Origin of the sequence: Rhodococcus sp. KB6, from assembly GCF_001445685.1 — a bacterium.
In the GTDB taxonomy this organism is placed as follows: Bacteria; Actinomycetota; Actinomycetes; order Mycobacteriales; family Mycobacteriaceae; genus Rhodococcus_F; species Rhodococcus_F qingshengii.
This window is the reverse complement of the sequence record NZ_LNAK01000025.1, coordinates 69,084-95,458: the sequence shown is the minus strand read 5'-3', so window position 1 is coordinate 95,458 and position 26,375 is coordinate 69,084. Positions and strand designations below refer to the sequence as shown.

General features: G+C 62.8%; 23 protein-coding genes. 20 read left to right on the top strand and 3 right to left on the bottom strand.

The genetic code is table 11. The features are described 5' to 3' along the window. The first annotated feature begins 1 nt into the window (after position 1). Genes ASU23_RS06035 through ASU23_RS06000 form a run of 8 tightly spaced genes read left to right on the top strand, consistent with a single transcriptional unit; the run spans position 2 to position 7,884 of the window. Positions 2-1,171 (top strand): MCE family protein, encoded by a 1,170-nt coding sequence (locus ASU23_RS06035; RefSeq protein WP_054782099.1) that lies wholly within the window; start codon positions 2-4, stop codon positions 1,169-1,171. Next, positions 1,168-2,190, top strand: a complete 1,023-nt coding sequence (locus ASU23_RS06030; protein WP_058037530.1) for an MCE family protein — start codon at positions 1,168-1,170, stop codon at positions 2,188-2,190. Before ASU23_RS06035 ends, ASU23_RS06030 begins: the two co-directional genes overlap by 4 nt. A gap of 5 nt (positions 2,191-2,195) precedes the next feature. Next, complete coding sequence (locus ASU23_RS06025; RefSeq protein WP_058037541.1) at positions 2,196-3,209, top strand: MCE family protein; 1,014 nt, start codon at positions 2,196-2,198, stop codon at positions 3,207-3,209. After that, positions 3,209-4,471 carry an MCE family protein gene (locus ASU23_RS06020; RefSeq protein ID WP_030536765.1) on the top strand — a complete coding sequence of 421 codons (1,263 nt, stop codon included), beginning with the start codon at positions 3,209-3,211 and terminating at the stop codon, positions 4,469-4,471. The genes ASU23_RS06025 and ASU23_RS06020 overlap by 1 nt, the downstream gene beginning before the upstream one ends. Further along, positions 4,468-5,601 (top strand): MCE family protein, encoded by a 1,134-nt coding sequence (locus ASU23_RS06015; protein ID WP_172827027.1) that lies wholly within the window; start codon positions 4,468-4,470, stop codon positions 5,599-5,601. The genes ASU23_RS06020 and ASU23_RS06015 overlap by 4 nt, the downstream gene beginning before the upstream one ends. After that, entirely contained in the window at positions 5,598-6,917 is a 1,320-nt protein-coding gene (locus ASU23_RS06010; protein ID WP_042923040.1) for an MCE family protein, read from the top strand. The genes ASU23_RS06015 and ASU23_RS06010 overlap by 4 nt, the downstream gene beginning before the upstream one ends. Then, positions 6,884-7,420 (top strand): hypothetical protein, encoded by a 537-nt coding sequence (locus ASU23_RS06005; protein WP_231783418.1) that lies wholly within the window; start codon positions 6,884-6,886, stop codon positions 7,418-7,420. Before ASU23_RS06010 ends, ASU23_RS06005 begins: the two co-directional genes overlap by 34 nt. Then, positions 7,417-7,884 carry a hypothetical protein gene (locus ASU23_RS06000; RefSeq protein ID WP_030536761.1) on the top strand — a complete coding sequence of 156 codons (468 nt, stop codon included), beginning with the start codon at positions 7,417-7,419 and terminating at the stop codon, positions 7,882-7,884. The genes ASU23_RS06005 and ASU23_RS06000 overlap by 4 nt, the downstream gene beginning before the upstream one ends. Here the strand turns inward: ASU23_RS06000 and ASU23_RS05995 are convergent. After that, a complete protein-coding gene (locus tag ASU23_RS05995; protein ID WP_003943994.1) occupies positions 7,881-8,471 on the bottom strand; it encodes a TetR/AcrR family transcriptional regulator in 591 nt (196 codons plus the stop codon). The genes ASU23_RS06000 and ASU23_RS05995 overlap by 4 nt on opposite strands. Positions 8,472-8,693: 222 nt before the next feature. Here ASU23_RS05995 and ASU23_RS05990 point away from each other — a divergent pair, with 222 nt between their 5' ends. Continuing rightward, the gene (locus tag ASU23_RS05990; RefSeq protein WP_058037528.1) at positions 8,694-10,232 is read left to right on the top strand and encodes an FAD-binding protein; all 1,539 of its coding nucleotides are present in this window, start codon (positions 8,694-8,696) and stop codon (positions 10,230-10,232) included. Positions 10,233-10,260: 28 nt separating this feature from the next. Here the strand turns inward: ASU23_RS05990 and ASU23_RS05985 are convergent, their stop codons facing one another. Then, entirely contained in the window at positions 10,261-10,770 is a 510-nt protein-coding gene (locus ASU23_RS05985; protein ID WP_030536759.1) for a MarR family winged helix-turn-helix transcriptional regulator, read from the bottom strand. 174 nt (positions 10,771-10,944) lie between these two features. Between ASU23_RS05985 and ASU23_RS05980 the strand changes: the two genes are divergently transcribed. After that, positions 10,945-11,727 (top strand): dioxygenase, encoded by a 783-nt coding sequence (locus tag ASU23_RS05980; protein WP_003944012.1) that lies wholly within the window; start codon positions 10,945-10,947, stop codon positions 11,725-11,727. Between the two features lie 40 nt (positions 11,728-11,767). On the opposite strand, the gene ASU23_RS05975 is transcribed toward ASU23_RS05980, so the two are convergent. Continuing rightward, positions 11,768-12,226, bottom strand: a complete 459-nt coding sequence (locus tag ASU23_RS05975; RefSeq protein ID WP_007728696.1) for a peroxiredoxin — start codon at positions 12,224-12,226, stop codon at positions 11,768-11,770. Between the two features lie 57 nt (positions 12,227-12,283). Here ASU23_RS05975 and ASU23_RS05970 point away from each other — a divergent pair, with 57 nt between their 5' ends. The 10 genes from ASU23_RS05970 (at position 12,284) to ASU23_RS05925 (ending at position 26,304) form a co-directional block, all read left to right on the top strand. Beyond that, complete coding sequence (locus ASU23_RS05970) at positions 12,284-13,870, top strand: anthranilate synthase component I (RefSeq protein ID WP_007728697.1); 1,587 nt, start codon at positions 12,284-12,286, stop codon at positions 13,868-13,870. A 110-nt stretch (positions 13,871-13,980) separates the two neighbouring features. After that, positions 13,981-14,571 (top strand): TIGR02234 family membrane protein, encoded by a 591-nt coding sequence (locus ASU23_RS05965; RefSeq protein ID WP_230587583.1) that lies wholly within the window; start codon positions 13,981-13,983, stop codon positions 14,569-14,571. Positions 14,572-14,696: 125 nt separating this feature from the next. Next, a complete protein-coding gene (trpC, locus tag ASU23_RS05960; RefSeq protein ID WP_003944016.1) occupies positions 14,697-15,506 on the top strand; it encodes an indole-3-glycerol phosphate synthase TrpC in 810 nt (269 codons plus the stop codon). A gap of 74 nt (positions 15,507-15,580) precedes the next feature. Beyond that, positions 15,581-16,930, top strand: a complete 1,350-nt coding sequence (gene trpB, locus ASU23_RS05955) for a tryptophan synthase subunit beta (protein WP_058037527.1) — start codon at positions 15,581-15,583, stop codon at positions 16,928-16,930. Continuing rightward, positions 16,927-17,730, top strand: a complete 804-nt coding sequence (gene trpA / locus ASU23_RS05950) for a tryptophan synthase subunit alpha (RefSeq protein WP_003944010.1) — start codon at positions 16,927-16,929, stop codon at positions 17,728-17,730. The genes trpB and trpA overlap by 4 nt, the downstream gene beginning before the upstream one ends. Then, positions 17,727-18,800: a prolipoprotein diacylglyceryl transferase gene (gene lgt, locus ASU23_RS05945; protein ID WP_172827026.1), complete on the top strand. Its 1,074-nt coding sequence runs from the start codon at positions 17,727-17,729 to the stop codon at positions 18,798-18,800. Before trpA ends, lgt begins: the two co-directional genes overlap by 4 nt. Then, positions 18,797-19,222, top strand: coding sequence for a TM2 domain-containing protein (locus tag ASU23_RS05940; RefSeq protein ID WP_030536756.1), 426 nt, complete (start codon positions 18,797-18,799; stop codon positions 19,220-19,222). The genes lgt and ASU23_RS05940 overlap by 4 nt, the downstream gene beginning before the upstream one ends. Positions 19,223-19,348: 126 nt before the next feature. Beyond that, positions 19,349-20,176 carry a TM2 domain-containing protein gene (locus ASU23_RS05935; protein ID WP_058037526.1) on the top strand — a complete coding sequence of 276 codons (828 nt, stop codon included), beginning with the start codon at positions 19,349-19,351 and terminating at the stop codon, positions 20,174-20,176. A 133-nt stretch (positions 20,177-20,309) separates the two neighbouring features. Beyond that, entirely contained in the window at positions 20,310-24,809 is a 4,500-nt protein-coding gene (gene gltB, locus ASU23_RS05930) for a glutamate synthase large subunit (RefSeq protein ID WP_058037525.1), read from the top strand. Next, on the top strand, positions 24,802-26,304 hold the full coding sequence (locus ASU23_RS05925; RefSeq protein ID WP_058037524.1) for a glutamate synthase subunit beta: 1,503 nt from the start codon (positions 24,802-24,804) through the stop codon (positions 26,302-26,304). Before gltB ends, ASU23_RS05925 begins: the two co-directional genes overlap by 8 nt. The last annotated feature ends 71 nt before the right edge of the window (positions 26,305-26,375 follow it).

The following is a 26,375-nucleotide window of genomic DNA, read 5'->3' as shown; positions in this document are numbered from 1 at the left end:
CGTGCACAGATACGGCTACAAGTTGGCTGCTCTGGGCTTGGCTGCGGCGATCGTCGGGGTCATCGCTTTGTCGGTCGCGTCTTTCAACCAGGTGTTTGTCGCTCGCGTCCCGATCACGGTGATCGCGGAGCGCGTGGGGCTCGTGATGGATCCGGGCGCGCGGGTGAAGATGGCCGGGGTGACCGTGGGCTCGGTGGAGTCCATCACGCCGACTGACGACGCCACCGCACAACTGTCGTTGTCGATCGATCCCGAAGCGCTCGAATCGATTCCGTCAAACGTGGATGTGGCGATCACGTCGAACACGGCCTTCGGCGCGAAGTTCGTCAGCCTGTCCTCGCCGGAGCAGCCGAGCAGCGCGCGACTTGCCGCCGGGGCGACGATCGACGCATCCCGGGTTACTGTCGAGCTGAACACGGTGTTCGAGAAACTCACCGCCGTGCTCCGGACGGTGGACCCGGGCAAACTCGATTCGACATTGGGTGCCCTCTCGACTGCTCTGCAAGGACGCGGCGAACGGCTCGGGGTCGCACTCGAACAAGCAGATTCCTCCTTGCTCGAATTCAACACTGCACGTGAGGCTCTCGATCACGTGTTGACTGACCTGCCAGCCGTCACGCAGACCTACCGCGACGCTGTTCTCGACTTGATGGACACCCTCGACTCGCTCACGACTACGGGAACCACTGTTCTCGACGAGCAGCAGAATCTTGATCTCCTCTTGCTCAACGTGATCGGGGTCGCCCGCACCGGAGAAGACGTACTGGGAGAAAACGCCGACGGTATCGACACCGTTCTGTCGTTACTGCGGCCGACCACCGCACTGCTCGAGGAATACTCCCCGGTGATTCCCTGCATGTTCCACGGACTTCAGGAGAGCAAGAAGATCGGCGACGGCGCCTACAACGGACAACCAGGAATCAAGATGTCGATCGGTCTGATCGCCGGAACCGAACCGTACCGATATCCCGACGACCTCCCGAAGGTCGCGGCAACCGGTGGCCCGCAGTGTATGGGCCTTCCACTGCGCGACCCGAACATCAATGCGCCGTACCTGGTGACCGATACCGGGGTGAATCCGTTTGCGCCCGAGCGTCAGCCGAATGGTGGGCAACCGATGAACACGGTTCCGGATCTGATGAGCTACCTGTTCGGGACGGAGATCCGATGAAAGTTCGTGGGTACACCGTCAAGTTCGGAATTTTTGTTCTGGTGATGATCCTCGTCAACGCCGGGCTGATCCTCGTGTTCGGCCAGATGCGAGGTGGCGAGGCGAGGTCGTACTCGGCGGAGTTCGTCAACGCCTCCGGGCTCAGAGCCGGCGACAAGGTGCGCATCGCCGGTGTGCCGGTCGGTTCTGTCGGCTCCGTCGAATTCGGTGGGAATCACCGTGCCCACGTGAGTTTCAGTGTGGATACGGGTGACACCGTGACCGTATCGACCAGAGCCGCTGTTCGATATCAGGATCTGGTGGGTAATCGATACCTCGAATTGCTCGACGATCCGGGGATCGCGGAACCGCAACCGGAGGGCGAGAGCATCCCTGTCGATCGCACCGCACCGGCACTCGACCTCGATGCGCTACTCGGTGGTTTCAAGCCGCTGTTTCAAGCCCTGGACCCGGAGCAGGTCAACGCGTTGTCGATGTCCTTGCTCGAGGTGTTTCAAGGCCAGTCCGGAACTGTGGCATCGGTGCTGGCGCACACCGGATCGATTACGAACACTCTCGCAGACCGCGACCAACTGATCGGTCGAGTGATCGGCAACCTCGACGGTGTGCTCAGCGAATTGCGCAGCCGCGGTGGTCAGTTCAGTGACACTCTCGATCACCTACAACAGCTGGTCAGCGGGCTCGCGGCGGACCGGGAGATGATCGGGACTGCCGTCGAGAGTGTGAACGCCGCATCAGGCACCTTCGCCGATCTCCTCGCCGGAGTTCGCCCGGACATCGCGGGAAACCTGTCGAAGCTGGACGCAAGCCTGAATCCGCTGATCGAGCAACAAAGTGAGCTCGATCGGATTCTCGCGTCCATGCCCTCGAACTACAAGCAGCTGATCCGAGTCGGCTCGTACGGGTCGTTCTTCAACTTCTATCTGTGCGGAATCGCACTGAAGGTCGACGGTGCCGACGGTACGCCGCTCACTGTCGACCTGGTGGATCAGACGACCGGAAGGTGCGCACCACGATGAGAGAGATGGCACAGAGCCAGGCCGTACGCGTGGGGGTCGTGGGATTGGTCGTCACGGCCGCCGTCGTATTGGCATCGCTCCAGTATCAGAATCTGCAGTTCCTGAAATCGGGTGTCGGGTACAGCGCGGTGTTCGCCGACGCCAGCGGTCTCGCGCCGGGAGACGAAGTCAACGCCGCCGGAGTGAAAATCGGAACGGTGGATCGGATCGAGGTCGAGCACGGACTCGCGCGCGTGGATTTCACACTGGAAGGCTCGATCGGTTTGGGAGAAAGCACATCGGCGGCCGTCACCACGATGTCGTTGCTCGGCAAGCGAGCGGTATCGCTCGATCTGGACGGTCCGGGAAGGATCGCGGTCGGCGGCGAGATCCCGGTCGAGCGAACAAGATCGGCGTACTCGCTGCCCGACGTGCTCGGTGACCTCACCACGACGGTCGAGGACATCGATCTCGACCAACTCTCCGAATCGCTCGACGCAGTGGGGCAGGTGATGTCCGACAGTGCGCCGAACCTGAGGCCGGCGCTGGACGGTGTCGCACGGATCTCCGAGAGCGTCAATAGACGCGACGACATGTTGCGCACCTTGCTGTCCGATGCAAACGACGTCGCCGGGACGCTGGCCGAGCGTGGACCACAGGTCAACGCGCTACTCGTCGACGGCAACGCCTTGTTGGGAGAACTGGATCGGCGACAGGCGGCGCTGGGGGAAGTGATCACGAACATCTCGGCGTTGTCGACCCAGCTGAGCGGACTCGTCCACGACAACGAGGCGCAATTGCAGCCGGTCCTCGGCAAACTCGACACGGTTGTCGGAATTCTGCAGAACAACAAGGACAACCTTTCTCAGGGAATCGACGGTCTCGGTACGTACGTGGGCACGCTCGGTGACACCGTGGCCAGCGGCCCCTTCTACTACGCCTACGTCCAGAACCTGGTGCCGGCGCAATACACCCAACCGTTGATCAACGCGATGTTCGGGCTACCACCTGCGCCGCTACCGATTCCGGAGGTTCGATGATGGGTGCCTTACGAGTTCGCAAACCGGTGAACTGGCGCCGAATCGCCGTCGTTGGTGGAAGCGTCATCGGTGCGGCGATCGTCGTCGTGTCGGGATACCTTGCGGTGCAACATCTGCGCTACTACAACGTGACGGCCTACTTCACCTCGACGACCGGTCTGTATGTCGGTGACGACGTTCGTGTCGTGGGAGTCGACGTCGGCCGCGTCACCGCGATCGCCCCACAGGGAGATCGAATGCGCGTCGAACTGAAATTGGCGCGCGAGGTTCCCGTCGCCGAGGACGCGAAAGCGGTGATCGTTGCCCAGTCGCTGGTCTCGGCCCGCTTCGTGCAGTTGACGCCGGCGGTGACGGACGGCGCCGACGCACTGAATGACGGTGCGGAGATCCCACTCGACAGAACGGCCGTCCCGGTCGAGTGGGACCAGATCAAGGAACAGCTGGGCCGGGCTGCCGACGCTTTGGGCCCCGTCGGGGACGATCGCGGTCCCGCCGCCAACTTCCTCGACGGTGCCGGATCCGCACTGGCTGGCAACGGGGAAGCGCTGGGGCGCTCGGTGACCGAACTCTCGGAGGCTATGAGCACACTCGACGAAGGCGGAGCCGATCTGTTCGGCACCATCCGCGGCCTGCAGACCTTCACGACCGCACTCGCCGCAAGCGACGAACAGATCGTTCAGTTCCAAGGACGACTGGCAAATGTCTCGAGTGTGCTCGCCGAGAGCCGGACGCAATTGGCTCCGGCTCTCGCCGATCTGGACGCCGCCGTCGTCGACGTACAGCGGTTCGTCGAACAGAACCGAACCGGCTTGACGGAGCAGATCGCGAAGTTGGCCGACGTGTCCCAGGTATTGGTCGACAAGCGCGCAGGTCTCGAGAAGGTACTGCATCTGGCTCCGACAGCGTTGTCGAACTACTACAACGTCTACCGGCCGGCCCAAGGAGCGATGGTGGGTGTGCCCGCATTCCAGAACGTCGGCAACCCGATCGACTTGATCTGCGGCGGAATCGCCGGCCTGGCCAACGACACCTCGAAGAAGGGCGCGGATTTGTGCATCGAATACCTCGGCCCGTTGCTCAACACGATCAAGGCGAACTACCCGGACCTGAGCATCAATCCGACCCGGGCGCTCGGGGCTCTTCCGGACCAACTGGTGTACAGCGAGCCTGATCTGGAACCGACTGGCGCCTTGAGCTTTCCGATCATGCCCCCGGCGCCTGACCTGGCCGGACTGCTCATGCCGTCGACGGAACCCCGATGACTACCCGGAGGTGGGTGACAGTCTGTGTGGGGGCGAGCACCGTGCTGGTTCTGGCGGGTTGCCAATGGAGCGGGCTGAATTCGGTTTCGCTGCCAGGCGCGGCTGGGCGCGGTGAGGGGAGTTTCGCAGTCGTGATCGAGATGCCGGACGTCACGTCGATAAGTCCCAACTCTCCGGTCATGGTCAACGACGTGACGGTCGGAAGTATCAGTGCGATCGAGACCGACAACTGGCACGCACGGGTGACGGTTGCACTCGACGGTTCGGTGTCCCTGCCCGCCAATGCGACTGCCACGATCGGCCAAACCAGCCTGCTCGGGTCCAAACACGTCGCGCTTGCGCCGCCTACCGATGTTGCGCCGGAAGGGCGGTTGTCGGAGGGATCGGTGATCCCCCTCGCGTCGGCCGGCGTCTATCCCACCACCGAGGAAGCGTTGACGGCACTGTCATTGGTCCTCAACGGCGGCGGGCTCGCTCAGATTCACAGCATCACCACGGAGCTGAACACGGCGCTCGGCGGACGGACGGATGCGGCGCGCGACCTGCTGAGTCAGATGGATACCGTGACCGAAACACTCGACCGCCAACGTGATGCGATGGTCACGACCATGGAGAATCTCGACGTCTTCGCCGGCGAGATCACGGCTCAGCGAGACGTTCTCGGTGAGGCGTTGGAGACCCTTGATCCGGCCTTGGCGGAACTCAGCGCCCAACGCGTCGACCTGACCACCGCCCTCGATGCGGTCGGCAGGTTCGGGGACGTCGGGACCGATCTGGTCGACCGGACCCGCGACGATTTGAAAGCCAATTTGAGCGCCTTGGAATTGACGCTGCAGAAGGTGGTCGAAACAGGACCGGACCTGATCAACAATTTGGGCAACCTGAGTACCTTCCCCTTCCCCCAGACGACCATCGACGACGGAATGCGCGGCGATTACACCAATTTGTGGGCGCTGATCGACCTCACGAGTAATCGCCTCCAGTCGGGTCTCGGCTTCGGTACGCCGTTCGGGGCGCCGCAAACTCCGGTGGAGAACGGAGTACTGGTCGATCCTTTGACCGCCCCACTCGGCACAGGGCAGCCCGGCCCACTTGGCACAGCGCAGCCTGCCCAGGGAGGTGGACGATGATTCTCACGAAGTTGGTGCGAAGGCAATTGACGATCTTCGCGATCCTGGCGGTGATAGGCATGAGCGCAGCGGCTATCTCGTACCTGAGAGTTCCGACCATGCTCGGAATCGGGCGCTATTCGGTGACAGTCGAACTGCCGGACGCCGGTGGCCTGTATCGGAACGCGAACGTGACCTATCGCGGCGACACCATCGGTCAGGTCAGATCGGTGCGTCTGTCTCCGGGAGTGGTACGCGCCGAATTATCTTTGGAGAGTGCGGTTCCCGTTCCCTCCAGCGGGCTCGCAGTAGCGGTGCGAAGTGTGTCGGCCATCGGCGAGCAATACGTCGACATGCAACCGAGAACCGCGGACGGACCGTTTCTGGCCGACGGAGACGTGATCGGCCCCGACGCTGTCACGATCCCGACCGAGATCGGACCGGTCCTCGATCAGGCGCAGGCGATGCTCGCATCGGTACCGCAGGACAAGTTGCGATCGGTGATCGACGAGTCCGCGGCAGCTTTCGGAGGCAGGGGAGAGGATCTGGCTCGTCTGCTGGATTCGACCACTTCGTTCGTCGATCAGATGTCTGCTGCCACAACCCCGGCCACGACGCTCGTACAGCAGTTGGATCCGCTCCTGCAGACACAGGTGGTGACGGGCGATCAGATTCGCCAGTGGGCGTCCAGTGTCGCTCAACTCAGTGGACAGTTGGCGGTCGCCGACGGGTCCGTGCGCAATATCCTCGAGACCGGACCGGGCTTCGCGACTGAAGCCGACCTGCTGTTTCAAGGCCTCAAGCCCACTTTGCCTGTGCTGCTTGCCAATTTCACCAGCACCGCTCAGGTGGCTTTGACGTACAACGCCGGGTTGGAGCAGGTGCTCGTCATCTTGCCGCCACTGGTTGCGGCACAGGAAACCGTTGTCCAACGCGGGCAGGTGGACGGCGCCGCGAACGTCAACTTCCACCTCCAAGCGCAGGACCCCGCGGCGTGCTCGACCGGTTACCTTCCGGCCGATCAGCGACGGGACCCGACCCAGATGAGTGTGCCGGACACCCCGGCTGATCTGTACTGCAAAGTTCCGCAGAACTCGGTCTTCGCAGTTCGTGGATCCCGGAACATTCCCTGTATGGAGGTACCGGGCAAACGAGCACCGAGCCCGGAGATCTGTCGGAGCCCCGAAGCGTACGTGCCGTCGGGGACCAATGCTCCCGGCGAGTTGTACACCGGGCCTGACGGTGTCGACTATCAACACACGGAATTAGCTCCTGCTGCTTCCGATTCGGGGGAGGGTGAGCCGTGGCAACAGTTGCTGACGCCGACGAATCGTTGAGAGGCGAGGTGCTCGAGCCGGTCCTAGGGAAACGCGGTGTTCTCACTGCCTTGGCATGGATCGCACTCGCGGCTCTGAGCGTCGTTGTGGTCTTCGGTGCTCTGGCAGTTCAATCCGACCGGGCGCGCGAGACCCAGCGTCAAGAGTACGTCGACGGTGCGGTCGCAGGAGCCCTCGCTCTGATCGACGTTCACTCTGCCACAGTCGACGAGAATCTCGCGACGCTACAGGCCCTGAGTACGGGAGCCTTTGCCGACGAACTGAAGTCCGGCGAATCTGCGTTCGTCGCGTCCATCCGTGATTTTGCCGTCGATTCCGACGGGCGTGTCGACACCGCAGCCCTGGCATCGGAATCCGGAACCTCGGGGGTGGTACTGATCGCGGCATCGGCTCAGGTCGCCAATTCAGCGGGAGAGTCTTCGGCGCGAACCTACCGTCTGCGCGTCGGTGTCGAAGAGGTCGACGGTCGGGTACTGATGTCGAGTGTGGAGTTCGTCCCGTGAAGCGCGCGGTCTTGGCGTTTGCAGCGCTGATCTTGGTGGGAGTCGGCGGGACTCTGCTCTGGAGTCACCACCGTTCGGCAGCCGCTGAAACCGCACGTGTCGAGGTGATCGGTGTGGCGCCGATGCTCGTCGAGAATCTCTTGAGCTACAACAGCGACACGGTGGACGAGGATCTTGCACATGCTGCCGAGGGCGCAAGTGGAACATTTCAGGACCGCTTCGCTGAATTCGGATCGAAAACCGTTGCACCCCAGTCGAAGGAGCAAGGAATCAGCACGAAGGCGCGAGTAGTCGACGTGGGAGTGCTCTCCGCTGCTGCAGACCGAGCGGAATTGCTCCTGTTCGTCGATCAGATCACGACGAGTATCGCGCGGCCGGCACCAGCGTCGACGTCGAGCCGAGTCGAGGTGACACTCGATCGAGTCGACGGCACATGGCTGGTGAGTGCCATGACCCCCGTCTAGTGAAGGTTGTCGCGGCCCGCCATGATCAGCCTTGCAGTGACTTCGAGCCGGTCTGCGATCTGCGAATAGGACTCGTAACCCATGCCGGCTCGGACAAGCGCTCCGGACCAGGAGATTTCGAGTGCTTCGAGTACGTCGGGATCGTATGACGGCCCCAGCGCCTCGATGAGCCGCTCGCGGATGTTCTTGCCGATACGTCCGCGGAGGTGTTCGACGTCGGGATCGTTGCCCATCATCGCCGTGGTCACTGCCGCCGCCAGCTCCGGTTCGTCGGAGACGAGCAGTGCGACGCTGCGCAGGACCGAACAGACCTGCGCTTCCCGTTCCGCCTCCGGGGAGGGCTCGTGGGGTACCGCGTCGAGGCGACGCCAGAACAGTTCTGCCACAAGGTGACTCTTGGACGAAAAGTAGGTGTATGCCGTGGCTGCGGCGACACCGGCTTCCGCTGCCACCATTCGCACAGTCAGATCGGCAAACCCTTTGTCGCGCAGGACCGTGATCGCTGCCGCGGTCAATCGATCGACGGTTTCGGCTTGCTGCTGTGTGAGCCGTCGACGAGTGGACTCGAACTTGGTCTTACCAGACATGTGTCCAGACACTACGGGATCAGGCCCGTGCGAGCAAAGTGTGCGCTATCGCTGCTCGTTCTCGCTCCCCGCTCGGTGTCACGTCTCGCTCCCCGCTCGGTGTCACGTCTCGCTCCCGCTCGGTGGGACAGAATTTCGAACCCCCGCGATCGCTAAGTCCATGTGTTAGAACGATTTCTAGAACATGTTCGGAAACTGTGCCCAGAATCAGAGAGGCTGACGATGACGAAGTGGGACGAGACGTGCGACGTACTCGCTGTGGGATCAGGCGGCGGACTCACCGGCGCGTACACGGCAGCCCGCGAAGGCCTCGACGTCATTGCGATCGAAGCAACCGACAAGTACGGCGGAACAACGGCGTACTCGGGCGGCGGCGGAATGTGGTTCCCGTGCAACGCCGTTCTTCGTCGGGGCGGGGACGTCGACACCATCGAGGATGCGCTGGAGTACTACCGATCAGTGGTGGGTGATCGTACACCCGCCGACGTTCAGGAAGCCTACGTTCGAGGTGGCGCCGGGTTGATCGACTACCTCGAAGAGGACTCGAACTTCGAGTTCCAGATACTGCCGTGGCCCGACTACTTCGGTGAAGAGCCCAAGGCTCGAGCGAGCGGACGGCACATTGTTCCCAAGCCGATGAACGCGAACAAGCTGGGTGCGCTTCGTGATTCGCTTCGTCCGCCGCTGGCGACGGAACGGCTGGGGGAGGAGTTGCCGAAGTACCTCGTCGGCGGCCAGTCGTTGATCGGTCGATTCCTGTTGGCTCTTGCGGAACTCCCGAACGCCACCATGCACCTGAAGACCACTCTCGAGGAACTGGTTGTCGAGGACGGAGTGGTGGTCGGAGCCGTCGTCGACCGAGATGGTCGGCGTCGAACCATTCAGGCACGCAGAGGAGTGATCCTCGCCGCCGGTGGATTCGAGCAGAACGAGACCATGCGGGCCGAATTCGGTGTCCCCGGATCCGCTCTCGACACGATGGGCTGCCCCGGCAACCTCGGGAAGGCACACCAGGCGGCCATCGCCGCGGGCGCCGACACCGACCTCATGGGAGAGGCCTGGTGGTCGCCGGGACTCACCCATCCAGATGGGCGCTCCGCGTTTGCGCTGTGGTTCACCGGCGGAATCTTCGTGGACGACGACGGTCGCCGATTCGTCAACGAATCAGCGCCGTACGACCGCTTGGGTCGCGCCGTCATCGAACACATGCGGGCAGGGAAAGTAACCACGCCGTACTGGATGATCTACGACAACAGAGAAGGCGCAGTGCCGCCGGTGAAGGCACCCAACGTACCCATGGCACAGACGGAGCAGTATGTGGATGCGGGGTTGTGGAAGAGTGCACAGACACTCGAAGACCTCGCTGCCCAGATCGATGTTCCCGCAGCGGAACTGGTGGAGACCGTGAAGCGATTCAACGCGTTTGCGGCGACTGGCGTCGACACGGACTTCGGTCGAGGAGACACTGCGTACGACCGCGCCTTCTCCGAGGGGGCTTCGCCGCTCGTACCGATCGACCAAGGGCCGTTTCACGCTGCCGCGTTCGGCATCTCCGACCTCGGGACCAAAGGTGGTCTACGCACCGACGCGACCGGGAGGGTGCTCAAAGCCGACGGTACGGCGATTGCCGGGTTGTACGCGGCGGGGAACACGATGGCAGCGGCCAGCGGGACTACGTACCCCGGCGGTGGAAACCCGATCGGAGCGAGCATGCTGTTCAGTCACTTGGCTGCACTCGACCTCGCGAAGCTGCCGTCTTGATCATCAGTCGCTCGTCTCGGGGATGTGGTCAGGCCTTGCCGAGTCCGGCGGCGATTCCCTTGTCCAGTTGGGTGAGCATTGCTGTACCCAACGACGAAAGCTGGGCGACCTGGCGATCGTCGAGGCCCTCGAAGAGGAGACCTTGAACTGAGGCGACGTGCGGCGGCGCGGCCGCGACCACCTTTGCCATTCCCTCGTCGGTGAGCACTGCGTTGGAGCCGCGGCTGCCACGAATGACTTCCCGTTTCACCCAGCCGGCCTTCTCCATCTTCGTGATCACGTGCGAGAGGCGGGACAGGGACGCGTTCGCGCGCTGGGCCAGTACCGACAACTGGAGCTTGTGGTCGGGGGCGTCCGAGAGTGCCGCGAGTACGAAGTATTCGAAGTGTGTGAGTGCCGAATCGCGTTGTAGTTGAGTGTCGAGTGCGGCAGGCAACCGTGTCACGAGAGCGATCAGTGTCAGCCATGCTTCCTGCTGCTCGGCTGTGAGCCACTTCGTCTGAGACTGCGCGTCGGGCTGCGCGGTCGGTTCACTCATCGGTGACTTCTCCTTCGGGTCGAGCATTCTTCGTGCACGGAGCGTGCTTGTGTACAGCGTCTCAGACGCATGTCCAGAAGAATCCTGCGGGGAATAGTTGCGGGACGCAAGTGTTGAGTTCTATATTAGGTTGAATCTTCAACTTACGACGAATGTCTATCCCGAGGAGTCCGTATGTCCACCACAACCATGCCTGCGCTGTATCTCAGCCACGGTGCTCCGCCGCTGGTGGACAGCGCGTTGTGGGTCGACCAGTTGGGGGCGTGGGCCGGCGATCTTCCGCGGCCGACGGCAATCCTCGTCGTATCGGCGCACTGGGAATCAGCACCGCTGACGATCGGATCGACGACCACGGGCACCCCGCTCATCTACGACTTCGGTGGTTTTCCCGAGAGGTTCTACCGCGCGAAGTACAACTCTCCCGGCGCTCCGGAACTCGCCGCCCAGGTTGCCGCGTTGATGCCGGACAACGAACGCGTGGTTCAGCAGCCGAATCGAGGCCTGGATCACGGTGCCTACGTGCCGCTCACGGTGATGTACCCGGACGCAGACATCCCGGTACTGCAAATTTCGCTGCCAACCCTCGATCCCGAGCGTTTGCTCCATCTCGGACAGCGCCTACGGCCACTCCGTGAGCAAGGTGTACTGATCGTGGGATCCGGATTCACCACGCACGGGCTACCGTTCCTGCGCGATCCGTCACCGGAGGCGCAGGCCCCGGGATGGTCGGCGGAATTCGACGCGTGGGCAGGGGAGAGGTTCGCTGCCGGTGACGTCGATTCCTTGATCGACTTCCGCGCTCAAGCTCCCGGGATGCCGTACGCGCATCCGACCATCGAGCACTTCGCCCCGTTGTTCGTCACGCTCGGTGCGTCATCCGATCCGGAACAGGTGCCCACCCAGGTGATCGACGGATTCTGGATGGGGCTTGCGAAGCGCTCGATTCAGGTCGCCTAGAGATCTCAAATCGCGCAGAGAATCAGGTCGCCCAGGTGAGTCAGCTTCGATTGCGAAGGAACTCGAGCGCCTGGTCGCCGTGGGTGTTGGCGCGTAGTTCACTCGAGATGACTTTGAGGACGGTGCGGTCGGTGTCGATCACGAAAGTCGAGCGTTTGACCGGAGCCAACTTGCCCAGGAGTCCGCGCTTGACGCCGAACTGTTCGGCTACCTTGCCGTCGGTGTCGGCGAGTAGGGGGTAGTCGAAGGATTGTGCGGTGGCAAAGGTGGACTGAGCTTCGACCGTATCGGTGCTGATGCCCGCTCGCGAAGCGCCCACCGCGGCGAATTCGCTGCCGAGGTCACGGAAGTGGCACGCCTCGGCGGTGCACACCGGCGTCGAGGCTGCCGGGTAGAAGAAGAGGACCAGGGGTCCGTTCTCGAGCAGGCTCGTCAGCGAGCGCGGAGTCCCGTCCTGGTCGGGCAGTGAGAAATCGGGAGCGAGTTGGCCTGGTTTCATTCGGCCGAGGTTACCCGCGCACGACGGCCACATGGGGGAGCCTGGGATGATGGAGCCATGCACGGCGAGCCCACCTCCATGTCCGCACGGTCGTCCGACACCGCGATCGTCGGTGACGCGTCCGATTCCACCACGACCCGGGAGCAGTTCCGAGCTCTCGCAGCTGAGCATCGGGTCGTTCCGGTCACTCGGAAAGTGTTGGCGGACTCCGAAACTCCGCTCTCGGCGTACGAGAAGTTGGCCGGCAATCGTCCCGGCACCTTCTTGCTCGAGTCGGCCGAGAACGGTCGTTCGTGGTCGCGGTGGTCGTTCATCGGCGTCGGGAGTCCGGCTGCACTGACCGTCGTGGACGGAGAGGCGGCCTGGTACGGCAACGTTCCGGCCGGCGCTCCGGCCGGCGGCGACCCGATCGACGCGCTCGGTGCCACCCTCGAGCTGCTTCGTTCGGAGCGGCTGCCCGACCTGCCCCCGCTGACCGGCGGAATGGTCGGATTCCTCGGCTACGACGCGGTGCGGCGCCTCGAGAGATTGGGTGACTCCGCGGTCGACGACCTGCAGATCCCCGAGATGGTCATGCTGCTTGCCGCCGACATCGCCGCAGTCGATCACCACGAAGGGGCGATCACCCTCATCGCCAATGCCGTCAACTGGGACGGCACGGACGAGCGCGTCGACACGGCGTACGACGACGCAGTCGCCAGGTTGGACGCGATGACTCGTGCTCTCGCGGCGCCGGCGAAATCGACGGTGTCGACATTTTCGAAAGCGACTCCGAACTACCGCCGTCAGCGCACCACCGAGAGCTTCGGTGTCGACGTCGAAAAGTTGATCGGCGACATCGAAGCGGGCGAGGCATTCCAGGTAGTTCTCTCGCAGCGATTCGAGATCGATTGCACTGCAGCGCCGATCGACGTGTACCGGATGCTGCGAGCGTCGAACCCCAGCCCGTACATGTATCTGCTCAACGTGCCGAACGGTGATGGAGAGACGGCGTTTTCGATCGTCGGTTCGAGCCCGGAAGCACTGGTCACGGTTGCTGAGGGCGTCGCGACAACACACCCGATCGCTGGAACCAGATGGCGCGGTGCCACAGAGGAGGACGACATCCTGCTCGAGAAGGACCTCCTCGCCGACGAGAAGGAAAACTCCGAGCACCTCATGCTCGTCGATCTGGGGCGAAACGATCTGGGTCGTGTCTGTCGCCCGGGCACGGTGAAGGTGCACGACTACCGGCACATCGAGCGGTACAGCCACGTGATGCATCTCGTATCGACCGTCACCGGTCATCTGGCCGAGGGAAAGCACGCTCTCGACGCCGTCACCGCATGCTTCCCCGCTGGAACCCTCTCGGGGGCACCCAAGGTCCGAGCGATGCAGCTGATCGAAGAACTGGAACCGACCAGGCGCGGTATCTACGGCGGCATCGTCGGCTACCTCGACTTCGCCGGCGACGCCGACACCGCGATCGCGATCCGAACGGCATTGATCAAGGACGGGATCGGATACGTCCAGGCGGGCGCCGGCGTCGTCGCCGACTCGGATCCGGTCTACGAGGACACCGAGGCCCGCAACAAGGCGATGGCAGTGCTGAGCGCGATTGCGTCGGCGCACACCCTGCGCACCATCGGAGGTGACGATCAGTGAGTGAGAACGAGTCGAGTGCAGCGGAGCCTACAAGCGTTTCTCGTGGCACCGCCGTGCCGAGAACGCTTCTGCTGGCGTTGTCGGCAGCAGCTCTGTGGGGCAGCTCACGAATGACGTGGGTTCATCTGACCTCGAGCGACGGCAAGACGCTGGAGAGGACGACGGATCTCGACGGCAGCACCTGGGCGGCGGCGATGACTCCGCTCGCGCTCGCGCTTCTGGCGGCGATCGCGGCGTCGTTTGCGGTGCGAGGTTGGGCACTTCGGGTAGTCGGACTGTTGGTTGCCCTCGTCGCCGTCGCGGTAGCGGTTCCGGCAGTGCAGTTGTTGGTGTCCGGAGCCTCTGCGGACCGAGCGGTGGAGTTGGCCGAGTTGTCCGGTCACCCGGAAGATCTCTCGACGACTGTTTCGGTACTGCCTGCCTTGCTTGCGTTGGTCGGAGCGGTGGCGGCGCTCGGCGCGGCAGTACTTCTGATGCGCAAACCTCCAGTGCGAGGCGGGTTGTCGTCGAAATACGACAACCCTGCCGCGCGCCGCGAGGCCGCGGCCAAGCTTGGTCAGGGAGACAAACCTGCATCGGACGAGCCTGTGACACAACGGATGTTGTGGGATGCGCTCGACGCCGGAGAGGACCCGACAGCGACTGACGGGGACGACGGAGTTGGGGGAGACAACGGCGCGAAACCGGGGTCGTCCCACTGAGTAAGACTGAACCCTCACCTGCGTGGGTACCCCGACGGAGTAGCAAAATTTCGTCCCACTAGGCTGAGACCACCCTGATGACGTATCTCACATCGGGCTCTTGCCCAGAAAGGATTCGGGCCACGATGACCGTACTCGACTCGATTCTCGACGGGGTGCGCGCTGATGTCGCCGCCCGCGAAGCCGTACTCGACTTCGCTGCAGTCAAGGCTGCTGCGGCCGCTGCACCGCCTGCACTCGATGCTGCAGCAGCACTTCTGGAATCGAGCATCGGCGTCATCGCCGAGGTCAAGCGAGCGAGCCCGTCAAAGGGTGCGTTGGCCGACATTGCCGATCCCGCTGAGCTTGCCGCGGCGTACCAAGCCGGTGGCGCACGCATCATCAGTGTTCTCACCGAAGAGCGCCGTTTTCACGGCTCGTTGGCCGACCTGGACGCAGTCCGTAAAGCGGTCACCATTCCGGTGCTCCGCAAGGACTTCATCGTGGGGCCGTACCAGATTCACGAGGCTCGCGCTCACGGCGCCGACGTCATCTTGCTGATCGTCGCGGCACTCGAGCAGCAGGCGCTAGCCTCGTTGATCGATCGCACCGAATCTCTGGGAATGACTGCCCTCGTCGAGGTGCACACGGAGGAAGAAGCCAACCGCGCGCTCGAAGCCGGCGCCAAGGTGATCGGTGTGAACGCCCGCAATCTCAAGACTCTCGAGGTGGACAAGAACACCTTCGGTCGCATCGCTCCCGGTCTTCCGACCGAGACGATCAAGATTGCCGAGTCCGGTGTTCGCGGAACTGCCGATCTGTTGGCGTACGCCGGGGCGGGCGCCGACGCAGTGCTCGTCGGTGAAGGCCTCGTGACCAGCGGCGACCCTCGCAAGGCCGTCGCAGATCTGGTCAATGCAGGTGCGCACCCGTCCTGCCCCAAACCATCTCGATAAATCGCTTCACCCGCCCGGCGTGCTTTGATGCACCCGGGCGGTGACCAGCGACACCGTTGGGGCAGACTGGTGGGGTGACTTCACGTACTCAGGAACCAGGCTCCGGTGCAATATTCAAGGGCGGCAATCTGCCGCCGGCCAGCGCGGGACTCACCGAGCGCTCCCACGATCCCGACGCCGGAGGCCATTTCGGCGTCTACGGCGGACGGCATGTGCCGGAAGCCCTCATGGCGGTTATCGAGGAAGTCACTGCGGAGTACGAAAAGGCTCGCGCGGACGACACGTTCTTGAACGAACTCGATCGCTTGCAGCGCGATTACACCGGGCGCCCGTCGCCGATTTTCGAGGCAACGCGAATGAGCGAGTTCGCCGGCGGTGCGCGCATCCTTCTCAAGCGTGAAGATCTGAACCACACCGGTTCTCACAAGATCAACAACGTTCTCGGTCAGGTTCTGCTGGCAAAGCGTATGGGCAAGACCCGCATCATCGCCGAGACCGGAGCGGGCCAGCACGGTGTGGCATCGGCCACCGCCTGTGCACTGCTCGGTCTCGAGTGCGTCATCTACATGGGTGCTGTCGACACCGAACGTCAAGCACTGAACGTCGCACGCATGCGCCTGCTCGGCGCGGAGGTCGTTTCGGTCGAGACCGGTTCGCGCACGCTCAAGGACGCGATCAACGAAGCCTTGCGCGACTGGGTTTCCCACGCGGACAACACCTATTACTGCTTCGGTACCGCGGCAGGCCCGCACCCGTTCCCCACCATCGTTCGGGACTTCCAGCGAGTGGTCGGCCTCGAAACACGCGTCCAGGTTCAGGCACTGACCGGCCGCCTGCCCGATGCAGTCACAGCCTGCGTCGGAGGCGGCTCCAACGCAATCGGAATCTTCCACCCGTTCATCGACGATCTGTCGGTACGGCTGGTTGGCTACGAAGCAGCCGGCGACGGTGTCGAAACCGGAAGGCATGCAGCAACGTTCGCCGGCGGTACCCCTGGCGCATTCCAGGGTGCCTACTCCTACCTCCTCCAGGACCAAGACGGTCAGACCATCGAATCGCACTCGATCTCTGCTGGTCTGGACTACCCGGGCGTCGGACCCGAGCACGCTTACCTGAGCGATATCGGGCGCGCGACCTACGAACCCGTCACCGACAGTGAAGCCATGGATGCGCTGCTGCTGCTCTCGCGCCGCGAGGGCATCATCCCGGCCATCGAATCGGCCCACGCCGTCGCCGGCGCACTCCGACTGGGCAAAGAACTCGGTGAGGGCGCGATCATCGTCGTCAATCTCTCCGGTCGCGGTGACAAGGACATGGACACCGCCGCAAGCTGGTTCGGTCTTTTCGACGGCGCCTCAGGTCAGGCAGCCGCTCCGGATGATGCAGCAGACGAGAACGACAACACGGAAGGCTCGGACAAGTGAGCGAACGACCATCACGCCTCGCACCCACCTTTGCCGCGTGCAAGGCTGACAAGCGTGCCGCCCTCGTCGGTTACCTGCCTGCCGGTTATCCGACCGTTCCCGAATCGATCGACGTGTTCAAGGCGATGGTCGACGGTGGCTGCGACATCATCGAAGTCGGTGTCGCGTATTCCGATCCGGTCATGGACGGTCCGACCATCCAGCGTGCAGCCGAAACTGCACTCACCAACGGTGTTCGCCTTCGCGATATCTTCACCGTGATCGAGCAGATCAGTTCGGTCGGCGGCAAGGCCGTCGTGATGACCTACTGGAACCCGGTACTGCAGTACGGCGTCGACAAGTTCGCACGAGACCTCGCTTCCGCCGGCGGGCTCGGACTGATCACCCCCAACCTCATTCCGGAAGAAGCCGGCGCCTGGATGGAAGCATCCGAGGAGCACCACCTCGACCGGATCTTCCTTGTCGCTCCGTCCTCGACGGAAGAACGACTCGCGATGACACTCGATGCGAGTAGTGGATTCATCTACGCGGCCTCGACGATGGGTGTCACCGGCGCTCGCGACGCCGTGTCTTCGATGGCTCCGGAACTGACCGCACGAATCCGCGCGCATTCCGACATTCCCGTCGGCGTCGGATTGGGAGTTCGCTCCGGCGCACAGGCTGCCGAAATCGCGGCATACGCCGATGCCGTCATCGTCGGCTCGGCTCTGGTCTCCGCGGTCGAGAACGGCCTGGGAGCGGTTCGCTCGCTCACCGAAGAACTCGCCGAGGGCGTCCGCTCGGCTACCGTGGCGTCGTGACCTCAACTGTGGACCTGCTGGCCTATATCCCCAGCCCGCCCCAAGGCGTCTGGTACGTCGGACCGGTGGCGCTTCGCGCCTACGCGCTCTTCATCATCCTCGGCATCATCGTCGCGATCGTGTGGGGAGATCGTCGTTGGGTCGCCCGCGGCGGCGAGAAGGGGACCGTTCTCGACATCGCGATCTGGGCCGTTCCCTTCGGTCTGATCGGTGGCAGGCTCTACCACGTTTTGACCGACTGGCCCGCCTATTTCGGCGAGAACGGTCAGCCACTCGACGCACTCAAGGTGTGGCAGGGAGGCCTCGGAATATGGGGAGCAGTGTTCCTCGGCGGCATCGGTGCGTGGATCGGCTGCCGTCGACGCGGCATTCCGGTGTCCGCGCTCGGTGATGCGATTGCGCCCGGAATCTTGCTCGCGCAGGCCATCGGTCGTATCGGCAACTACTTCAACCAGGAGTTGTACGGTCGCGAGACCACCGTCCCATGGGGCCTCGAGATCTTCGAGCGTGTGAACTCTTCCGGCCAGCTCGATCAACTGGCAGGTGTCTCCCACGGAGAAGTCATTCGGGTCGTTCACCCGACGTTCCTCTACGAAGCTGTGTGGAACGTCCTGATCGTGATCCTGCTGGTCCTCGTCGACCGCCGATTCAAGATCGGCCACGGACGCCTGTTTGCTCTGTACGTCGCAGGCTATTGCCTGGGCCGGTTCGTCGTCGAACTGATGCGCGACGATTTCGCCTACGAGATCGCCGGCATTCGCGTCAACACATTCACTTCGGGGATCGTGTTCTTCGCCGCACTGGCTTACTTCTTCCTGGCGAAGAAGGGTCGTGAGGATCCGGCTGATTTGAAGTCGAAGGACTACGTCGCTGCGGTAGCTGCCGGCGAAGCAGGAGTCGCGGCGCCAGTTACCGAAACTGATTCGGCGAAGGCCGACGCGAAAGTCGCCGACGCTGAAGATTCTGAATCCGATGCTGCTGAATCCGCTTCCAGTGAGGCAAGCGCCTCCACGGCAGCGTCGGATGAGTCGTCGGACGCGGTGAAGCTGTCGAAGAAAGACAAGCCGTGACAGGTCCCTATTCGCAGGGGGGATTCCCCGAGGATCAGGGACCGGTCTACGGCGCGCCCAATCCGTACGGATATCAGCAGCCATTGCCGCCTCCATCGATGTACGGGTTCGGAGATCCCTACGCCCCGTACGGTCGGCACCCGGTAACCGGGGAACCGTATTCCGACAAGTCGAAGGCCACCGCTGGACTGTTGCAGATCTTGCTGGGCTTCTTCGGAATCTGTGGAGTCGGGCGCCTCTATATCGGAAGTGTCGGCATCGGATTGTGCCAACTGCTCGGCATGTTCTTCGCGCTGTTCATGTCGGCGTTCCTCATCGGAATTCCATTTGCGATCGGAATCTGGATCTGGGCGTTCGTCGACGGCATCGTGATACTTTCGGGCAATGCGCGGGACGGTGCTCGCCGGCCATTGCGAGGATGAGTCGCGAGCGCGAACCGAGGAAACATGTGTGGGGGACTGGCCTCGAGAAGGTCGAACCTTCTCGAAGTCCGATAACAAAAGCTATTACGTACCGTCGTCGAATCGAAGGAAAGTACGTTGCCTAACTTGAACAAGAATCCGGAACCTTCCGAGTCGGGGGACTCGTCTGGATCACAGCCGCCGGTTCCACCGCAGTTCGGGTCGCCGTTCGACTACGACGCGACGGCGGATGCGTCGTTGACGGAAACCTCGGCACCCACCGAAAAGACGCCGTCGACGGAGACCACCGGCACCGGTCCAGGCTGGGACACGTATTCGGGAGTCGGAAACGGTCCGGGGTGGGGAAACCACCCCATCTACCCGCCGCCGACCGGAACCGAATCGACCACAGCGTTTCCCGCTGCCGATTCTGATTCCACCCCGAATCAGCCGACAGCGCCGTACACGTCGCAGGAAAGTTACGCCGCCCAGAACTATCCGGCGCCTGACTACTCGAGCCCGACCCAAACCCCGACGGACGGTCCCGTCTACGGTGCACCGGCAGATCAGACTCCGAATCCCTACGCGGCTCCGCCGCAGGGCTACCCCCAGCCGGGATACTCACAGCCGGGATACTCACAGCCGGGTTACGGTCAGCCTCAGGGGTACCCACAAGCTCAGGGTTATCCTCAGCCTGGCTACGGCCTGGTCGACCCGTCCGCACCATACGGACGTGACCCGATGACCGGTGAACCGTACTCGGACAAGTCGAAGACGACTGCCGGATTGCTGGGCATTCTGCTCGGCGGATTCGGTGCAGGACGTTTCTATCTCAACCAGCCCGGCATGGCTGTCGCACAGATCGCGGTCACTTGGTTGACGTGTGGAATCGGTGGCATCTGGCCGCTCATCGACGGAATCATGATGTTGACCGGCAGTGTGCGCGATCAGTACAACCGCCCTTTGCGTAGCTGATCGAAACGACCCTCGGCAAGTGTGACCCCCTGATGCCTCGGTATCAGGGGGTCACCGTTTTGCTCTCGCGACCTGCGGTTATGGGCTGATAAACTAGCGCACGTCGGCTGCATGTCCGCGTGGAGGTCGCCGAGTGCTGTTTTCTCGAATACCTGAACCTCGGGGCCTGTACGACCCCGATCAGGAAACCGATTCGTGTGGTGTAGCCGTGGTAGCAGACACCTCTGGACGCCACCTGCATTCCATTGTCGACGATGCGCTCGCGGTCCTGGGCAATCTCTCCCATCGCGGCGCAGTTGGGCGCGAATCCAACAGCGGAGACGGCGCGGGCATTCTGATTCAGCTGCCGACGGAGTTCTTCGACGCGGTGACCGAGTTCGAGCTTCCACCACCCAACGCGATGGGTGAGAACACCTACGCGGCCGGAAACTGCTTTCTCCCGGTGGATCAGGAAGCACGTTGGCGCGCGGTAGTTCGGATACACCGGTACGCAGCGGCAGAAGGACTGCAGATTATCGGGTGGCGAGAGGTGCCGGTCGACCGAGACTGCGTCGGAACCGTTGCCGCGCAGTGCGCTCCGTACGTCAGTCAGTGTTTTGTGACGTGCGCCGAGTCGCGAGATCGTAGTGTGGGCGGAATTGCCTTGGACAGACGAGTGTTTGCGCTCAGGAGACAGGTCGAGCGGATTCACTGTGCCAACACTGCAGTGTATTTCCCCTCGTTGTCCGCCCGAACCATCGTGTACAAGGGCATGCTGACGCCGACGCAGTTATCCGGTTACTTCACCGACCTACGCGACGACCGAATGCGAACTGCGTTGGCAGTCGTGCACAGTCGATACTCCACGAACACATTTCCGTCGTGGCCACTCGCTCAGCCGTATCGCTGCATCGCCCACAACGGCGAGATCAATACGATTGTGGGAAACAGGAATTGGATGCGCGCTCGCGAGCCGATGCTGCGGAGCACACTTTTAGGTGGGGACATCGATCGCCTGTTTCCGATCTGCACCCCGGGAGGATCCGACTCTTCGTCGTTCGACGAAGTACTGGAGTTTTTGACGCTCGGGGGCCGCAGTGTGCAACACGCCATCGCGATGATGATTCCCGGAGCCTGGGAGAACGATTCTTCGATGCCCGACGAGATAAAGGCCTTCTACCAATTTCACGGTTGTCTGATGGAACCGTGGGACGGTCCGGCGTCCGTGACGTTCAGCGACGGCATTGTTGTCGGGGCCGTGTTGGATCGCAACGGTCTTCGCCCAGGGCGATGGTGGCGGATGAAGAACGACCGTATCGTGTTGGCCAGTGAGAGCGGCGTGTTCGACGCTCCCACGTCCGAGGTGTTGGAGAAGGGGCGCCTCGAACCGGGACGCATGTTTCTCGTGGACACCGCTCGCCATCGGATCGTTTCCGATGCGGAGATCAAGTCCGAACTCGCGAGCACAGCCCCCTACCGGGACTGGGTCGACGGGGGATTGGTCGACCTCGAGGACATCCCCGAGACTGCGCCTGCCCGAGGCGATCCGGCTCCGCTGTTGCAACGGCAGTTGCTCTTCGGATACCACGCCGAGGACCTGCGGGACATTCTTGTCCCGATGGCAAGCTCAGGATCGGAGCCGTTGGGATCGATGGGTGTCGACACGCCTCTCGCCGTTCTTTCGGATCGGCCGAAGCTGTTGTACGACTACTTTATTCAGCTCTTTGCTCAGGTGACCAACCCGCCTTTGGACGCGATTCGCGAGGAAGTCGTCACTACGCTTGGTGTCACCCTCGGCGCTGAGCAGAACTTGTTCGAAGCGTCGGCGCTGTCGTGCCGAAGGATTGTTCTCGACAAACCGGTGATCGGACCGGGGAAGATGGCGAAGGTCGCCGAACTATACGGCGCAAGAACTCCGAGAAGCGCTGTCCTTCGCGCAGGTTTCGATCCGAGGGGCAGTCTCACCGAAGGCGTCGAGAGGCTTCGTGAGTCCGCCCGAACAGCCGCCGCAGCCGGAATCGAGATTCTGGTGATCTCCGACCGTGGATCAGGCCCTGAGCAGGCTCCCATTCCGTCATTGCTCGCAGTATCAGCCGTGCACCACGATCTGGTTCGTCATGGCCTGCGGACCAAGGTTTCCCTTGTCGTCGACTCGGGTGACGCGCGCGAAGTTCATCACATCGCGCTGCTGATCGGCTACGGTGCGGCGGCTGTCCACCCGTATCTTGCTCTCGAATCTGTCCAAGCCCTCAGCGAGCAGGACGAACTTCCCGGGATAGATCCGAAGACTGCGTCGGACAACTACCTGAGAGCAACAAATTTCGGCGTGCTCAAAGTGATGTCGAAGATGGGAATCGCTACGGTTCACTCCTACACGGGCGCACAGGTATTCGAGGCCGTGGGCTTGGGTCGAGAGTTGGTCGACGAATACTTCTGCAACACACGGAGCCGGATCGGCGGGATCGGTATCACCGAAGTCGCGCGCGAAGTTCTGATGCGCCACACGGCTGCGTTCTCGTCGTCCGCAGTGCAGCATCGTCAGTTCGACAATCGTCAGTTGACCGACAGCGGACAGTACCGGTATCGCCGCGATGGTGAATTGCATGTGTTCACACCCGAATCCGTGTTCTTCCTTCAGCACGCGACCCGGACGGGGCGAAGTGAAATCTTTCGCCGCTACAGCGATGAAGTCGATCGACTGAGCGCGCAGGGCGGAACACCGCGGGGATTGTTTCGATTTCGGTGTGAGGTTCGTCCGCCGATTCCGCTCGATCAGGTCGAACCCGTCGAGATGATTCTCGCTCGATTCAACACCGGTGCGATGAGTTACGGCTCCCTCTCTGCGGAGGCGCACGAGACGATGGCGGTTGCGATGAATGCTCTCGGCGGGCGTTCCAACACCGGTGAGGGCGGAGAGTCGCCGGAGCGGTTGCGTGACGACAAGCGTCGAAGCGCAGTCAAGCAGGTCGCGAGTGGGCGCTTCGGGGTGACCAGCGATTACCTGGTCAATGCCACCGACATTCAGATCAAGATGGCCCAAGGTGCCAAGCCCGGTGAAGGAGGGCAGCTTCCGGGGTCCAAGGTGTACCCGTGGATCGCGGAAACCCGGTACTCGACGCCTGGGGTCGGGCTCATTTCTCCGCCCCCGCACCACGACATCTATTCGATCGAGGATCTCGCCCAATTGATCTACGACCTCAGATGCGCAAACGATCGTGCGCGGATACACGTGAAGTTGGTCAGCGCAGTCGGAGTCGGGACTGTTGCGGCAGGTGTGGCCAAAGCGCACGCCGACGTGGTGCTGATCTCCGGTCACGACGGCGGGACGGGTGCTGCGGCACTCTCGTCCATCCACCACGCGGGTACGCCGTGGGAGATCGGGCTGGCCGAAACTCAGCAGACCTTGGTGCTCAACGGGTTACGCGATCGGATCGTCGTCCAGTGTGACGGGGGTTTGCGCACGGCGCGGGACGTCGTCGTCGCCGCGTTGCTGGGAGCGCAGGAGTACGGGTTTTCCACGGCGCCACTCATCGCGGCCGGGTGCGTCATGATGCGGGTATGTCATCTCGACACCTGCCCCGTCGGAGTAGCGACGCAGAATCCCGAACTGCGCGAGCGATTCACCGGCCGGCCCGAGTACGTCGAGAACTTCTTTCGCTTCATCGCCGCCGACGTACGACGGTTGTTGGCAGAACTGGGGTTTCGAAGTATCGACGATGCGCTGGGGCACGCAGACGTATTGGAAATGTCTCCGGCGGTGGCGCATTGGAAGAGCCGCACGTTGGACCTCTCACCACTCTTCGACGTTCCGGCCGCGCCGACCGGCGCGGCCTACCCGCCGTGTGTACCTGTTTCGAGCGAACTCGAACGCACCCTGATCGAGTGCGCCGCGAACTCACTCGAGGACGCTCGACCCGTGCATATCGAACTGCCAGTACACAATACGGATCGGGCGGTGGGGACGAGGCTGGGCGCAGAGGTGACCAGACGCTACGGCGCCGTCGGGCTACCTCAAGGCACCATCGACGTCGTGCTCCGTGGAACGGCAGGCCAGTCACTCGGTGCGTTCCTGCCGCCCGGCATCTCGCTGGTCGTCGTCGGCGATGCAAACGATTACGTGGGGAAGGGGCTCTCCGGTGGACGAATTGTGCTTCGGCCGAGTGAGGACGCGCCCTTCGTGGCGGAGGATCAGGTGATTGCCGGCAATACGCTGCTGTACGGCGCTACGAGCGGTGCGCTCTATGCCAGGGGGCGTGTCGGGGAACGATTCGCGGTGCGCAACTCGGGCGCGGTCGCTGTGGTGGAAGGCGTCGGCGACCATGCGTGCGAGTACATGACCGGGGGTCGCGTCGTCATCATCGGCCCAACTGGTAGGAACCTTGCTGCGGGAATGTCGGGCGGAATTGCCTTCGTACTCGACGTGAAGGCAGAGAAGGTCAACGGCGACATGGTCGTTCTGGAGCGGCCTTCGGCGGAAGACTGCAGTCAGCTGGTCGAAATTCTCGGCGAGCATTTGGCTGCGACCGGCTCGCCGGTGGCGGCAAAACTTCTCGACGACTGGGTTGGCCAGAGTCCGAGATTCACCAAAGTTTTGCCTGTCGACTACCGGAAGGTCGTGGAAGAGAACGAACTGGTGGAGCCGGCTCATGCCTGACGCACGCGGGTTCCTCAACGTGAAACGATCCGGCTCACCGACCAGATCGACCGATGTGCGTGTCGGCGACTGGGCGTCGGTATACGAGTCGCTGGATCCCGTCGTGCGAAATCGAGACGTATCTGCACAGGCCTCGCGTTGCATGGACTGCGCTGTGCCGTACTGCCATTCGGCCGACGTGGGGTGTCCGCTCGGCAATCTCATTCCGGAATGGAACGACCTGGTTCGGCGTGGACGGTGGTCCGAAGCCTCGGAGAATTTGCATTCCACCAACAATTTCCCCGAGTTCACCGGACATCTGTGCCCCGCACCGTGCGAAACGGCCTGCGTTCTCGCACTCGACGACGAGCACACGTCGGGGGGTGTCACCATCAAGCGCATCGAACAGGCGATCGTCGACAACGCCTGGGAATCGGGTTGGTTGGGGCCGCAGGCACCGGTAGTTCACAGCGGAAACCGTGTTGCGGTTGTCGGTTCGGGACCGGCGGGGCTGGCCGCGGCTCAACAACTGACACGAGCCGGACACAGTGTCACGGTGTTCGAGCGGAGCGATCGGATCGGGGGACTGCTTCGCTACGGAATTCCGGAATTCAAGTTGCCCAAGGCCCTCATCAACCGGCGGCTGGACCAACTGACCGCCGAGGGGACCAGATTCGTCACTGACTGCGCCGTCGGAGTGAACGTGAGCGCGCACGACCTCTCGACGGATTTCGAGGCGGTAGTCCTGGCGGTCGGGGCTGATCGTGCCAGAGACACCGACGTACCGGGTCGTAGTCTTCGCGGAATCCATCGTGCGATGACGTACCTGCGTGCGGCCAACCACGAATGCGAGGGTGATGGTGCGTCGAGCATCTCGGCGCGAGGTAAGAACGTCGTGATCATCGGTGGCGGCGACACGGCCGCCGACTGCCTCGGCACGGTGCATCGCCAGGGTGCGCACGCAGTGACGGAGTTGGATTACCACGTCCCACCTCCGGCACACCGCGATCGAGATCGCGACCCATGGCCGTTGTGGCCGCGGGTCCTACGCAGCTCGCCGGCGGATGAGGAGGGCAGTGACAAACGGTTCCGATGGGCTGCGCAGGAATTTCTCGACGACGGTAAGGGTGCGGTCCGTGCAATCCGGATGGTTCCGGTAGCCGTGTCACGAGCGAAGAACGGACAACGAACCTTGGTGGAGACTGGAGACACGATCGATCTCGTGTGCGAGATGGTCCTGCTCGCTCTGGGTTTCGACGGCGTCGAAACCGCCCCGCTGCTCACCGACCTTGATGTCGGCACCGATCCACTCGGCAGAATCGAGTGTGATGTCGGGTGGCAGACCCGGACACCCGGCGTATTCGTCTGCGGCGACGCGCATCGCGGGGCGTCGCTGGTCGTGTGGGCGATTGCCGAGGGACGGTCGGCCGCACGTGCCGTCGACATGTTTCTCACAGGCGAGTCGGCGCTTCCGGCTCCGGTTCATCCAAAGGCATTTCCGCTGTTCGTGAGCTGACCAACTGAATCGAGTAAGTACAGAAAGTGCAGGTCGCAAATGCCGGATAGAAGTGCGGTGGGGTAGCGACT